Raw genomic sequence first — 12,796 nt, forward strand, 5'->3', positions numbered from 1 at the left:
TCTATTATGTAAGTGACTGAGGTTATTGATTTATTCATGAATAAGTTGACAAAATGCATTACACTATTTCCATTATTAGTTTCAGGCATGAGTTATGGTGATATTAATGCAAACTTAAAAGTTAATGGCGATATTAAGCCACCAACATGTTTAGTTAATGGGATGGAAAAAACAGATATTATTTATGATATGGGAAAATTATCTCTTGATGTCATACCGGTATCTGATATGTATATATTCCCTAGCGAATCATTAGTTAAAAACACGGTAACAGTGACATGTGACGCAACAACCTATTTAACGTTTATGGCGAATGATACATACCAAAGCTTAAACTTACCGGCTACTCCGTTAAAGTCATCATACGGTCATATCTATTTCCGTTTTAATGTGGGGGAGCCTCAAGCCCTAGGTGGAGTGTATTTTTTACTTGAGGATCTAGAAGTAGATAACAAGGCTGTTTATGCTCGTCGCCTTTATAGCAATATAAAGCCCACTTCTGGGATTAGAGACAATACACTGACCAAAGATGAATATTATGGCTGGGCTAATGTAGCAAAGGAAACTGTTGATACATCTGAATTTCAAGAATCACTCGTTCCTGGGAAAGTCTTTTCCGTATCATTTAAACAAGGTGGTGCGTTTATTAATTCAAGAACTGACTTATCTAAAGCCAATATTAATCTAAATGATGGCATAAATTATAACGCTGAAGCTGTGGTTACATTTAACTTTGGCATCTAATTATAAATAAACTAGGCACGTATCTATGCGTTTAATTTCATTAAAAGTAACGTTGTTTTTTATGTGCTTTTTGAGTGTTTTTGTAAAAGCCCAGGGAATATATGCCCAAAATATTCCGGCTGAAACTGTGATACCACCAAGTTGTGACATTATTCCACCGAATGATGGAAATTATCAATTTTCACAGCTTCATGCTAGTTATTTTAAATTAAATGAGTTAACAGAAATTCCAGAAGTAAAAAAAACATGGCAGGTTTTATGTAATACACCGGTAAGTCTGTTTCTTAAAATAGTCGATAATCGCCATGATTCTTCACGTATGGATAATGAAAGCTATTTTGGCTTAGGTCATGTTAATAGGCAGGGTAAAATAGGTAATTATCAATTAACACTAAGTCATGCCAGCGTTGATAATGAAAGAGCTGATATGTTCTTAAGTGAAAATATGTCTGCCTCTAAAGCATCTTCTATGACCGTGAAAAAAAATAAAACTTATGGCTGGCTGCTGGGAGAAAATACGCCAGCTTCAGGAAAAGTGTTTTCTGTAGACATTACCGTTTCAGCTAAACTGAATTCGTTAAAAGAAACGGATGGGCCTATTGTTAATGGCGCTGAACTGGATGGTAATGCTGAGTTGATTTTTTCATTTGGTATTTAATGTTTTAATAATCATCTAATAAAACAATGAGCATGTATGTTATATACTAATAAAAAAACACGATGTTACTATTTTTTTATTGCATTGATATTCATATTTTATAATGAGTCCTCTTATTCATCGAATAGCGATAAGTTAAATAAGAATTCAAAAGTAGACTTTGATATTGATTCATTGAAAGCGCTTGGCTATGGTGAAGAAGTCGCTGATTTTTTTATGCAAGGGAGTAAGTTTCTTCCTGGTAATCATGATGTCACAATAAAATTAAATGGGAGCAATAGCTATTCTGTAAATGCTAAAATAGATGATAGTGGTAACCTTTGTATCGATGAAAGTTTGCAGAAAACATTGAGACTAAAATCGACTCATCTTGGTGAGCGATGTCATATTTTTCAGGATGTTTATCCTGATTCACAGGTTGTGATGCGTCCAAATGAATTCATTATTGATATTATTGTTTCTGAGGATAACTTTGATCCTAAATTACAGGGGAGTGAGTTGACCTATGGAGGTTTTGGTTTAGTCAATAATTACCGTATTTATGGTATGAAGATTAATGGAACTAATAATCAAAATTTTTATCAAGGGCAGTTTGAGACTGGCGCAAATTGGAATAATTGGGTTCTACGAAATAATAGTAGCTTTTCATCAAGTAAAGGAAACTCAGAATACCAGTTTAACGAGACAGTACTGTCGCGCAGTATCGAGTCATTAAAGTCACAATTCGAAGTTGGTCAGTTAAATAGCGTAGGTCATTATTATTCTGGTATTCCAATTAATGGTGTTCAAATTTATTCAGATAGTGCCTTACAGCTTAATAGCCGCTTGGTTGTTCCAATTACAGGAGTAGCAAATTCACTCTCAACAGTGGAAGTGCAGCAAAATGGTCGTCTGCTTTATCGAACTATCGTACCGGCTGGTCCATTTGAATTAAATAGAATTAATAATATTAGTAGTGGTGTGCCTGTCGATGTCACTATTATTCAAGACAATGGTGAACGTCAGAGATATCAAGTACTGACATCGAATCAAGCAACCGATAATTTATCGCCTTTATCTTATCAATTTGCTCTTGGTCAGTATCGCCGTGTTAATCGTGATCAAAAAGTTGATACACCGTTGATTGGTAGCTTGGAATTAAGTGCGCAGTATAAGCAAATAGATTATTCAGCAGGGTTGCTTTATTCAGATAAATATCAATCGATGAGTGGTGGAGCAAATACGTCGTACGGTTCAGACGTGGTGGTTAGTGGTGGCATTAGTGCGACAGCGTCCCGTAATGATAAAAAGCAAGGTAACCAAATTGATTTTAATACATCAGTTTCCAGCGGTGGTGCATCATTAGGAACTTCATTTCTCTATCGTAGTAATGAGTATCCAACGTTGGATGATACAGTGCAAAAAGATCTCCCCATTATTGAAGACGAGCGATTTGATTGGCCATGGTTTAGTGGTGAACTTCAGTCATCGACTTCTCTGTTTGCTAGCTGGGGTAATATGACGTGGGGAAGTTTCAGTTATAGCCTGAACCACAACAATTATTATGGAAATACACCTGATTCGGTCAGTCACACAGTTGCTTATGGGCGAAAATTTTATGATATTTCGTTGAATTTCTCTTTTCAATCTAGCCGTGAGCAAGGGGAGCGCTATTTCTTAAATGCATCGATACCAATAAATAAGCGCTCGAATGTCACTTTACAAAGCCAATATTATGATGACCGTAGCACTCTGATGGCGAATTACCATTATCGGCCAAATGATAGATGGAATTATTCCCTAGGAGCAGGTCGCAGTAGTGATACTAATCGTATCAATGGTAGCGTGAGTAATAGAAATGCATATTCACAACTGTCACTAAATGCCTCTATGACAGAAAATGATGTTTATTCATTTATGTCATCGGCTTCAGGCTCGATTGCGTATTCTAATGGGTTAGTTGCAACTTCACCATTACCTTTAAGCAATACATTTGGCATTGTTTATATTCCAAATCAGCCAAATGTTAAGATTAGTGCGTTAGGAAGTGGAACAACGATAACGAACCATTTTGGAACTGCTGCTATTTCAGCATTACCAACAAATAGGAAAACAACCGTTCAGCTTGATACGCAAGATTTACCATTAAATATTCGACTTGATACAACCACATTTGATGTTGCGGTGGCTAAAGGTAGTGTGATCACAAAAGAGATCAAAGCAACGGAAATGAGACAACTATTACTTAGTATTACCCTAAAAGATGGTTCAGAAGCACCTAATGGCGCAAGTCTTGTCAATAAAAATGGAAAGTATATTGGAACGGTGATGGGTAATGGAAATGCGCTTTTAACGAATGAACAAATTGGTGATGAATTAATTCTTCGTTCAGTGAATTCAGATGATTGTATTGTGAGTTATACCGTCTCAGATCATTTTTCACCTGAAAATCTTTATGAAGAAGCTGATGCCGTATGCCAATAAGTTATCACTAAATTCAATATGAGTTTTATGTAGAGGTTATTTATGAAGAAGTTACTTACAGTTTTAGGTTCAGTTTGCTTATTAATGATAAGCGCAAATGTTATGGCCAGTTTTCAGTTGGAAACAATGACAGTGATATTGGATGCGGGTGAAAATAGAAAGGTGTTTAACGTTAAAAATACAGGGAGTGAACCTATTTTATTATCCACAAAAGTTGAAGATCTTGAAGGCTCAACGAAACTGGCCGGTGATATTATGATTACGCCTCCTATCATTCGTATTGAGCCTCATGAGAGCCAACAAATTAATTTCATTTTGAAAAATGGCGTTAAATTATCTGATGAAGTTATTTTAAAAGCATCATTTCAAGGTGTAGGTGCTAAAAGGGAAAATGCAGCTAAAATGCCTATTCGCCAAGATGTTGCAATGTTAGTAATGCCTGAAAATATGAATGTGAGTTTGACACCTTGGGATGCACTTTCTGTTACGCAAAAAGGTGAGCAATTAATATTTAAAAATGAAGGTAAACAAGTTATTAGATTGTCACCCTCTTTTAGTGTTATTCCTGGAAACCATACTTATTCTATAGGTCAGTTTTATATTAGACCTGGTGAAAATAAAGCAGTCAATATAACAGGTAATGCTACTGATATAACAATAGCACCGTTAAGCCGTTATGGATTTAAACTTGAAAGTGATGTCAATGTAAAAGTGAAACACTAATTAATAATGATGTTTTAGATTAATCAGTGTTGGTATCAAAGGATGATATTTATAGCTCTTTAGTAGGGAAGTGATAATATGAATGAATCAATTTTAGATAGCTCGATACCTAAAAATTTTTTTACTCAAATTATTGGTCGAGAGATTCAAAGGTTAAGAAAAGAAAATACTATGTCAGGAACCAAACTGGCAAATAAGTTGGGTATTTCACAACAACAATACTCACGTTATGAACGAGGTATTAATACGATATCTGTCGATACGTTATTGCATATATTATATATCCTTGAGTGTGATCTCGATTCTTTTTTTGCTTATTTACGTTATCAAATAGAAAGAGATAATCTTCCAGCTTATACTAAATTTAAGCCACTTTTTAATAAGCTGGGAACATACGATGAAATAGAACAATATTTTCTCAAAACTAAAGAGTAGATAAATTGTTCTAATAACGACGAGTCGAATGTTAAACATTCAATATGATTTATCATGCCACACTGTATGTGGCATGGTAGCGAATCACGATTAGATATAATTTGATATTTCGATAAGATTTAAATCTGGATCACGTACATAAATCGATAAGATTTCCCCCATCGCTCCGGTTCGTTTAATTGGCCCATCAATAATTTTAACCCCTTGTTTCTCAATATGTTTGATCACCTGTTCAATGGGTGTCTTGCTAATAAAGCATAAATCGAGAGAGCCAGGAACGGGCAAGTGTGCTTTCGGCTCAAATTCTTTACCATATTGATGAATATTGATTTTTTGCTGACCAAATTGCAACGCATAACGCTGTGTACCAAAGGTGATGAGCTCCATTCCGAGTACTGAGGTATAGAAGTCAATGCAGGCATTTTGATCGGTTGTTGTTAATACGAGGTGGTCTAAATAGTCAATCATCTGTGAGTTCCTACCATTATTTATAGGTGATTGTTGTTTGATAATAGATGGGTTGTCTGTTATCAAAGTGATTTTAGTCTAATATCAATATGCTCAAAGATGTATCAATGTTGCCGATTTTGTCGATAATTTTCTTTTTATGCGCAGTGAAGAGGACACAATAATATCTAACTAGAGGTATAATTATAAATAATAGAGTCTGCTTCGAGGTGTATTATGGAGTACCAATTTTTTCAAGACATAACAGGTGAGATATCGGCAAAGTTTTCGATGGATCATGAAGCGATTGGCCATTGGCTTAATGAAGAAGTTAAAGGTGATTTAAGCTTATTGGATGAAATAGAGGCTAATTACGCATTAATCAAAGGAAGCGAAAAACAGTGGGAGCTGATCGGTCACGAATATACATTATTATTGGATGATGAAGAAGTGATGATCCGTGCTAATCAATTAGCTTTTGAGACCGAGGGACTAGAAGAAGGCATGAGTTATTATGATAACGAAAGTGTCGCTTTTTGTGGTATTGACGACTTTATTAGCATGCTAAATGAATACAGACGATTTGTTTTAGAAAACAAAGTGAAATAAACTTTAATTTTGGTTGATTGTCTGATTTCGGAGACTGTCGTTATTATTTAATAATGATGCGATATGATTCGTCTGAATAGGATTAACTGTTTGGAAGATGTGGTTGTTTCATATACAAAGTAATTTAATTTAAATTTAGAGGACTCTATGAATACTGATGATGTTACAGGGGCGTTGAATGACGCAACCAACTGGTTTGCAGCTAATCAGGATCTGTTAGTTCAGTATGCGGTGAATATCGTTTCCGCAATTATCATCCTTATTGTTGGTTTGATGGTGGCGAAATGGGTAGGGCGTGGGTTACATCGTGTGATGGTAGGTCGTGGTATCGACCCTACTGTGAGTGATTTTTTATCTGCGATAGCGCGTTATACCATCATCGCGTTTACCTTCATTGCCGTACTTGGCAAAATTGGTGTTCAAACAGCGTCAGTGATCGCGGTTATGGGTGCCGCAGGTTTAGCGGTTGGTTTGGCTTTACAAAATTCACTGGGTAACTTTGCGGCTGGCGTATTGTTAGTTGTCTTTAGGCCACTACGTGCGGGGGAATATGTGCAAATCGGCGCGGTAGAAGGGACAGTTCAAAATGTGCAAATTTTCTCAACCACATTAAGAACTGCGGACGACCGCATCATTGTCATTCCAAACGGTAAAATTATTGCAGATAATATTATTAACGTAACTCGCGAACCTGACCGTCGTACCGACATCATTGTGGGTGTTGCTTATGATTCCGATATTGACCTAGTGAAAAAAGTATTAGGTGATATTGTTGCAGCAGATGACCGTATTTTACATGATAAGGGTGTGACGATTCGTCTGCATGAAATGGCGCCTTCTTCATTAAATTATTTAGTCCGCTTTTGGGCTAAAAATGGTGATACGTGGCCAGTCTATTGGGATCTGATGGAGAATTTTAAACGTGCACTCGATAAGCACGATATTGGTATTCCATTCCCACAAATGGATGTGCATGTGCATCAACAAAATCCAGTGGCGGTAAAAAAAGATTCTGCTGAATAAGATTATTAGCAGACTATTTAGAAATGAGCTGATTCATTGGATTGGCTCATTTTTTTTCACCTTTTCTCCTTCCTTTCTTGCGGTTTTTGACTCATTTATCCAAATAAATTTTTCTAATGTTCGATAAGAATTAATAATTTTCACTAATAATTTTTTCTCGCTAGAATTTGCGTGTATAAAATATGAATAATTATTAGGAATTTATGCATGTTTACTATTTATATTCAAGGCGCTTTATTGGGGGCTGCAATGATCCTTCCTCTTGGGCCACAAAATGCATTCGTTTTACAGCAGGGAAGTCGCAAGCAATATCATATCATGAGTGCATTTTTATGCGCTTTAAGTGATACCGTTTTAATTGTCGCGGGGGTATTTGGTGGAAGCGCGTTATTGAGTCAGTCCGAAATGTTAATGCAATTGATCACTTGGGCTGGTGTCGTATTTCTGGTTTGGTATGGTTATGGTGCATTTCGGACAGCTATCAGTCACGATGATGTGGTTATTCAAGCAGAAAATAAGGTCATTAGTCGTTGGCGAGTGGTGGTAACGCTATTTGCTGTCACATGGCTAAATCCTCATGTTTATTTAGATACATTTGTGGTGTTAGGTAGTGTAGGAGGGCAGCTAGAAAGCCAGCTACGACCTTGGTTTACCGCGGGAGCATTGACCGCATCTTTTAGTTGGTTTTTTGCCTTGTCACTATTAGCAGCTTGGTTTTCTCCTGTATTAAAAAAACCTCGTTCACAGCGGGTCATTAATCTCTTTGTTGGGCTGGTCATGTGGTTCATCGCATTTCAATTAGCGAGACAGGGGATAAGTTATTGGTAATTTCTTATTAATCCGAAAATAATTTCACATAGGATGTGTTAAGGTTTAGGCAGGGTTGTAGACTAGATAATGTGTCACTACAACTTTCTTATTATTATTTATTAGGAGGTCCTGTGAAGTTAAAGTCTCTAGTTCTTGCGGCCATGATGGCTGGTGTTGCGGTTCCAGCTATTGCACAAGCTAATCCGCTTCCTGAAGGGCCACATATTACAACATCAGGTAATGCGGTAATTAAAGCGGCACCCGATATGGCCACATTAAATATCAATGTTGAAGTGACCGAAAAGGATGCCGCGGCAGCGAAGGCTGGTGTTGATAAGCGTGTCGCTGAGTATTTTGAATTTTTAAAACAAAATGGTATCGAGAAAAAAGATATCAATGCCGCGAATGTGCGCACTCAGCCTAAATATGAATATGATAAAGATTCGCAAAAATCATCGATTGTCGGTTACACCGCAGTTCGCTCTGTTGAAGTGAAAGTGACGAAACTTGATCAATTAAATACACTTCTTGATGGCGCGTTAAAAGCGGGCCTTAATGAAATTAATGCGGTACAGTTCGGTGTTAATAACCCTCAACAATATCGCGATGAAGCACGTGAAAAAGCCATTAAAAATGCGATTGAACAAGCGAATGCGTTAGCGAAAGGCTTCAATGTTCAATTAGGGCCTGTATATAGCGTAAATTATCGAGCGCCAGATGCGGTACCATATCCTGCACCAGTGATGAATTACAGAGGTAAAATGGCACTCTCTGCTGCCCCAGAGAGAGATGTGAATGAAACCTATGAGCAGCAGAGTATTGATTTTAATGACCAAGTTGATGTGGTTTTTGAATTAAAACGCTAAAGTTCATCTTCTTGTTTTAACATTTGACGTCCTGTTTTGAGCAGGGCGTCAGTGACTTTCTTCATCGTGCGGCTCTCAGGCGCAAAACGATGCCAATAGAGCATCCGGCGCTGACATAGGCCCGGTGTTAAATCTATCAGTTCACCATTTTTTAATTCATCGGCAATTTGCAAATGTGGGATCATACAGCAAGTAGAGCCCTGTTTTGCTAATTGTACGAATGCCTCTGATGAGTTCACTATATGACAGGGCACACTACCGGGTGATAAGCCAAAATTCTGCTGAACAAAAGCTTGGTGCATGTCATCAAGGTGGTCGAATGCAACGGCTGGTGCTTTAAGCAATGATGAACGTGTGACCCCTTCAGGGAAGTATTTGCTAGCAAAATCGGGAGAGGCAACAAAGATATAATCTAGAGCACCTAGCTTATCAACTAAACAGCCCGGTAGTGCTTGAGGTTGGATACTGATAGCACCCACGACTTCACCTCGTCTCAAACGCTCTTGTGTGCGCGTCTCATCTTCCACTTGAATGTTTAAGCGAATGGGGGTGTTACCTAAAACAGGATTCAGGGCTGGTAATAGCCATGTGGCCAAACTGTCGGCGTTGACCGCAAGTGAAAGTAATAGTGGCGTTGAACCCCCATTTTCGTCACCTAGCCACTGTTCTTCGAGTAATTCTACCTGATGGAGTAAGGCTAATAGCTTTTGCCCTTGCTCTGTGGGATGTGGCGGAACTGTTCGAACGAGTAGCGGTTGACCAAATAGATTTTCTAATTGTTTGATCCGCTGTGAAACCGCAGATTGTGTAATACACAGTTTTTGAGCCGCTCTCTCAAATCCTCTTTCACGAATGACAGCATCCAGTGCTTGCAACGCGCGGTAATCAGGGCGCTTCATTAGGGGGTATTCTCCTTGTTGTTATTCTACTACTCACTATGCCATATTTTATTTCAGAACTCCTGTAATATTGATGACAATGTGTGAATCACAGAATACAACGAACAAAGCTGACCTTGTTAAGGGTCCGTTATATAATAGGCTTATTCAACAAACTTTATTTACTTGTGAAAAATAATAGAAGGCATGGGCATGACTCAGGACGAACTAAAAAAAGCAGTAGGTTGGGCAGCATTAGAATACGTAAAACCGGGTACGATCGTGGGGGTTGGAACAGGCTCTACTGCTTCTCATTTTATTGATGCACTGGCGACCATGAAAGGCCAAATTGAAGGCGCGGTATCAAGTTCTGAAGCATCAACCGCTAAGCTTAAATCATTAGGTATCCCTGTACTTGACTGTAATGATGTCGACTCACTGGATGTTTATGTTGATGGTGCAGATGAAATTGACCATCATATGAATATGATCAAAGGTGGTGGAGCGGCTTTAACACGTGAAAAAATCGTTGCAGCTATTTCTAAAACATTTGTTTGTATTGTTGATGAGTCAAAACAAGTGGATGTATTGGGCAAATTTCCACTGCCTGTTGAAGTGATCCCGATGGCGCGTAGCTATGTTGCGAGAGAGCTTGTTAAGTTAGGTGGAACACCTGAATATCGTCAAAATGTTGTGACAGATAATGGTAATGTTATTTTAGATGTTCACAACCTTAGCATTGTTGACCCCGTTGCTCTTGAAAATAAAATCAATGGGATAGCAGGCGTTGTAACGGTAGGCCTATTTGCAAATCGCGGTGCTGATGTTGTTTTAATGGGAACGTCTGCCGGTGTTAAAACCATTAAATAAATTAGCATGATAATCATGATTTGATTGTCATCGCCTTACCTAGCCGTCAATCTGATAAGCCAGCCATTATGTGGTTGGCTTATTTTTTTATGTGGCATGGATTTTTGTTATCTATTTTAGCGGTATCACTGACCCGTAAAAAATTTCACTAATTTTTATTTATGATTATTTTGGTGATATATCTCACACTAATGCTTATAGTGCAGGCAAAATCCTTATTTTGTGTTACTCACCCTGATTTTCTACCATATTACTTCTTTTTCATCGCGTTTAGTGAGAGGGGATAGGCAAACGATTGTATTGATACTGTGCCGTTTTTTGCTATGTTGGTACACGGTCAGTTCATCTGTTACAAATCTTAAGCATGATAGGGTAGGGTAAATGGTCAAAGTATCTTTGGAAAAAGACAAAATTAAATTTTTACTATTGGAAGGGGTTCACCAAAGCGCGGTTGATAATTTAAAAGCAGCAGGTTATACCAACATTGAATATCACAAAAGTGCGTTGTCGGACGAAGAATTAAAAGAAGCAATTAAAGATGCGCGTTTTGTTGGTATTCGTTCCCGTACTCATCTGACTGAAGACATTTTTGCAGCAGCTGAAAAATTGGTTGCTGTTGGTTGTTTTTGTATCGGTACAAACCAAGTGGATTTAGATGCTGCGGCTAAACGCGGTATCCCAGTTTTTAATGCACCGTTCTCAAATACCCGTTCTGTCGCTGAGATGGTGCTTGGTCAATTACTGTTATTGTTACGTCGCATACCTGAAGCGAACATGAAAGCGCACCGCGGTATTTGGGAAAAACAAGCTAAAGGTTGTTTTGAAGCGCGCGGTAAGCGTCTAGGGATTGTGGGTTATGGTCATATCGGTACTCAGCTAGGTATATTGGCTGAAGGCATTGGTATGGATGTTTATTTTTATGATATCGAAAATAAACTGCCTCTTGGTAACGCGACACAGGTGCGCTCAATGGCTGAGCTATTGAACATGAGTGATGTGGTCAGCTTGCATGTGCCTGAAACAGCGAGCACCAAGAATATGTTTGCAAAAGAGCAGTTTGAATTGATGAAGCCAGGGGCTATTTTCATTAACGCTTCACGCGGAACAGTCGTTGATATTCCTGCTTTAGCCGATGCCCTTGAGAGTAAACATTTATCGGGTGCCGCTGTCGATGTCTTCCCGACTGAGCCTGCTGCTAATAATGATCCGAATGATCCCTTCATTAGTGAGCTAATCAAATTTGATAATGTGATTTTGACTCCGCATATCGGTGGTTCAACGGAAGAAGCGCAAGAAAATATTGGGCTAGAAGTCGCAAGTAAATTAGCGAAATATTCAGACAATGGCTCGACGCTTTCTGCGGTGAACTTCCCTGAAGTTTCTCTGCCAGTTCATACAGAAGATACTAACCGTTTACTGCATATTCACGAAAACCGTCCTGGTATGATGAATAGCATTAACCAAGTATTTACTGAAAATAATATTAACGTTGTTGGTCAGTATTTACGTACTTCAGGAAATGTAGGTTACGTTGTTATTGATATTATCACTCAACAACCTGACCACGCTGACGATATCTTGGTTAAATTGAAACAATTGCCGGGAACGATCCGCGCACGATTATTATATTAATCGTTAACCAACGAGATTGAATACACATGATGGCACTGGATCACCAGTGCCATATTTTTTGGGGCGTAATAATTTCAGGTAGCGGGATATCCCAATGTGCCACAGGGAGCAAGGGAACGCGCTGGCAATCGTGTGCCAAACCAATGGGGTAAAAGCCTTTCTGTTGCCAGTTAGCTAAGGTTCTATCATAAAAGCCACCCCCCATGCCTAAACGTTGGCCTTGTTCATCAAAGGCAACTAATGGGATCATCATGATATCTAACTGATTGATAGGTAGCACTTGAGTGACATCGAGTGGTGGCTCATCGATGTTAAATCTATTTTTGATTAATTGCGTCGTTGGCGCATAGTTTAAAAACAGCAGATGATGACGGCTAAAGGGGTGTAATACAGGCAGGTAGACTTTTTTATCCTGTTGCCAGAGTGCATCGATTAAGGGCTGGGTATGGATCTCACCATCGAAAGAAAGAAACAAAGCAATGTGCTGCGCTTGAGCTATTTTAGGGTGAGATAAAGTCTGCTGTACGATGTTTTTCGCGGCCAGTTGTTGTTGCTCTGGAGTCAACTGTCGGCGTAATTGACGAACGGATTGGCGAATTTGTTGACGCATGACTGATAACTTATCTTCCATAAGATCC

At 38.4% G+C, this 12,796-nt stretch carries 14 protein-coding genes; 11 read left to right on the forward strand and 3 right to left on the reverse strand.

From position 1 onward, the window contains the following. Positions 1-36 precede the first annotated feature (36 nt). The 5 genes from G3341_RS06125 (at position 37) to G3341_RS06145 (ending at position 5,023) form a co-directional block, all read left to right on the forward strand. A complete protein-coding gene (locus tag G3341_RS06125) occupies positions 37-744 on the forward strand; it encodes a type 1 fimbrial protein (RefSeq protein ID WP_163860908.1) in 708 nt (235 codons plus the stop codon). Between the two features lie 25 nt (positions 745-769). Beyond that, the gene (locus G3341_RS06130; RefSeq protein WP_154622350.1) at positions 770-1,402 is read left to right on the forward strand and encodes a hypothetical protein; all 633 of its coding nucleotides are present in this window, start codon (positions 770-772) and stop codon (positions 1,400-1,402) included. Between the two features lie 36 nt (positions 1,403-1,438). After that, positions 1,439-3,865, forward strand: a complete 2,427-nt coding sequence (locus G3341_RS06135; protein WP_163860909.1) for a fimbria/pilus outer membrane usher protein — start codon at positions 1,439-1,441, stop codon at positions 3,863-3,865. Between the two features lie 42 nt (positions 3,866-3,907). Then, positions 3,908-4,588: a fimbria/pilus chaperone family protein gene (locus G3341_RS06140; RefSeq protein WP_163860910.1), complete on the forward strand. Its 681-nt coding sequence runs from the start codon at positions 3,908-3,910 to the stop codon at positions 4,586-4,588. 78 nt (positions 4,589-4,666) lie between these two features. Then, positions 4,667-5,023 carry a helix-turn-helix domain-containing protein gene (locus G3341_RS06145; protein ID WP_154622353.1) on the forward strand — a complete coding sequence of 119 codons (357 nt, stop codon included), beginning with the start codon at positions 4,667-4,669 and terminating at the stop codon, positions 5,021-5,023. 90 nt (positions 5,024-5,113) lie between these two features. Here the strand turns inward: G3341_RS06145 and G3341_RS06150 are convergent, their stop codons facing one another. Beyond that, positions 5,114-5,491: a VOC family protein gene (locus tag G3341_RS06150; RefSeq protein WP_154622354.1), complete on the reverse strand. Its 378-nt coding sequence runs from the start codon at positions 5,489-5,491 to the stop codon at positions 5,114-5,116. Positions 5,492-5,707: 216 nt separating this feature from the next. Between G3341_RS06150 and G3341_RS06155 the strand changes: the two genes are divergently transcribed. From G3341_RS06155 to G3341_RS06170, 4 genes are all read left to right on the forward strand, one after another. Continuing rightward, positions 5,708-6,079 (forward strand): YacL family protein, encoded by a 372-nt coding sequence (locus G3341_RS06155; protein ID WP_154622355.1) that lies wholly within the window; start codon positions 5,708-5,710, stop codon positions 6,077-6,079. A gap of 147 nt (positions 6,080-6,226) precedes the next feature. Next, positions 6,227-7,102: a small-conductance mechanosensitive channel MscS gene (gene mscS, locus G3341_RS06160; protein ID WP_154622356.1), complete on the forward strand. Its 876-nt coding sequence runs from the start codon at positions 6,227-6,229 to the stop codon at positions 7,100-7,102. A gap of 207 nt (positions 7,103-7,309) precedes the next feature. Further along, positions 7,310-7,930, forward strand: a complete 621-nt coding sequence (argO, locus tag G3341_RS06165; protein ID WP_154624327.1) for an arginine exporter ArgO — start codon at positions 7,310-7,312, stop codon at positions 7,928-7,930. A 113-nt stretch (positions 7,931-8,043) separates the two neighbouring features. Continuing rightward, complete coding sequence (locus G3341_RS06170; RefSeq protein ID WP_163860911.1) at positions 8,044-8,778, forward strand: oxidative stress defense protein; 735 nt, start codon at positions 8,044-8,046, stop codon at positions 8,776-8,778. On the opposite strand, the gene G3341_RS06175 is transcribed toward G3341_RS06170, so the two are convergent. Beyond that, on the reverse strand, positions 8,775-9,677 hold the full coding sequence (locus G3341_RS06175) for a LysR family transcriptional regulator ArgP (RefSeq protein ID WP_154624326.1): 903 nt from the start codon (positions 9,675-9,677) through the stop codon (positions 8,775-8,777). The genes G3341_RS06170 and G3341_RS06175 overlap by 4 nt on opposite strands. A 192-nt stretch (positions 9,678-9,869) precedes the next feature. Here G3341_RS06175 and rpiA point away from each other — a divergent pair, with 192 nt between their 5' ends. Next, a complete protein-coding gene (rpiA, locus tag G3341_RS06180) occupies positions 9,870-10,526 on the forward strand; it encodes a ribose-5-phosphate isomerase RpiA (RefSeq protein ID WP_154624325.1) in 657 nt (218 codons plus the stop codon). A 381-nt stretch (positions 10,527-10,907) separates the two neighbouring features. Next, complete coding sequence (serA, locus tag G3341_RS06185; RefSeq protein WP_154624324.1) at positions 10,908-12,158, forward strand: phosphoglycerate dehydrogenase; 1,251 nt, start codon at positions 10,908-10,910, stop codon at positions 12,156-12,158. Between the two features lie 40 nt (positions 12,159-12,198). Here serA and G3341_RS06190 read toward each other — a convergent pair whose 3' ends face one another. Next, complete coding sequence (locus G3341_RS06190) at positions 12,199-12,789, reverse strand: 5-formyltetrahydrofolate cyclo-ligase (RefSeq protein WP_163860912.1); 591 nt, start codon at positions 12,787-12,789, stop codon at positions 12,199-12,201. Positions 12,790-12,796: the final 7 nt, after the last annotated feature.

Source organism: Providencia vermicola (assembly GCF_010748935.1).
Lineage (GTDB): Bacteria > Pseudomonadota > Gammaproteobacteria > Enterobacterales > Enterobacteriaceae > Providencia > Providencia zhejiangensis.

Excerpts from the sequence above, each read along its gene's own strand:
- G3341_RS06140 (WP_163860910.1), top strand. The coding sequence starts at position 3,908 with ATGAAGAAGTTACTTACAGTTTTAGGTTCAGTTTGCTTATTAATGATA.
- G3341_RS06190 (WP_163860912.1), bottom strand. The coding sequence starts at position 12,789 with ATGGAAGATAAGTTATCAGTCATGCGTCAACAAATTCGCCAATCCGTT.
- G3341_RS06130 (WP_154622350.1), top strand. The coding sequence starts at position 770 with ATGCGTTTAATTTCATTAAAAGTAACGTTGTTTTTTATGTGCTTTTTG.
- serA (WP_154624324.1), top strand. The coding sequence starts at position 10,908 with ATGGTCAAAGTATCTTTGGAAAAAGACAAAATTAAATTTTTACTATTG.
- G3341_RS06125 (WP_163860908.1), top strand. The coding sequence starts at position 37 with ATGAATAAGTTGACAAAATGCATTACACTATTTCCATTATTAGTTTCA.
- G3341_RS06155 (WP_154622355.1), top strand. The coding sequence starts at position 5,708 with ATGGAGTACCAATTTTTTCAAGACATAACAGGTGAGATATCGGCAAAG.
- G3341_RS06145 (WP_154622353.1), top strand. The coding sequence starts at position 4,667 with ATGAATGAATCAATTTTAGATAGCTCGATACCTAAAAATTTTTTTACT.
- G3341_RS06175 (WP_154624326.1), bottom strand. The coding sequence starts at position 9,677 with ATGAAGCGCCCTGATTACCGCGCGTTGCAAGCACTGGATGCTGTCATT.
- rpiA (WP_154624325.1), top strand. The coding sequence starts at position 9,870 with ATGACTCAGGACGAACTAAAAAAAGCAGTAGGTTGGGCAGCATTAGAA.
- argO (WP_154624327.1), top strand. The coding sequence starts at position 7,310 with ATGTTTACTATTTATATTCAAGGCGCTTTATTGGGGGCTGCAATGATC.
- mscS (WP_154622356.1), top strand. The coding sequence starts at position 6,227 with ATGAATACTGATGATGTTACAGGGGCGTTGAATGACGCAACCAACTGG.
- G3341_RS06150 (WP_154622354.1), bottom strand. The coding sequence starts at position 5,491 with ATGATTGACTATTTAGACCACCTCGTATTAACAACAACCGATCAAAAT.
- G3341_RS06135 (WP_163860909.1), top strand. The coding sequence starts at position 1,439 with ATGTTATATACTAATAAAAAAACACGATGTTACTATTTTTTTATTGCA.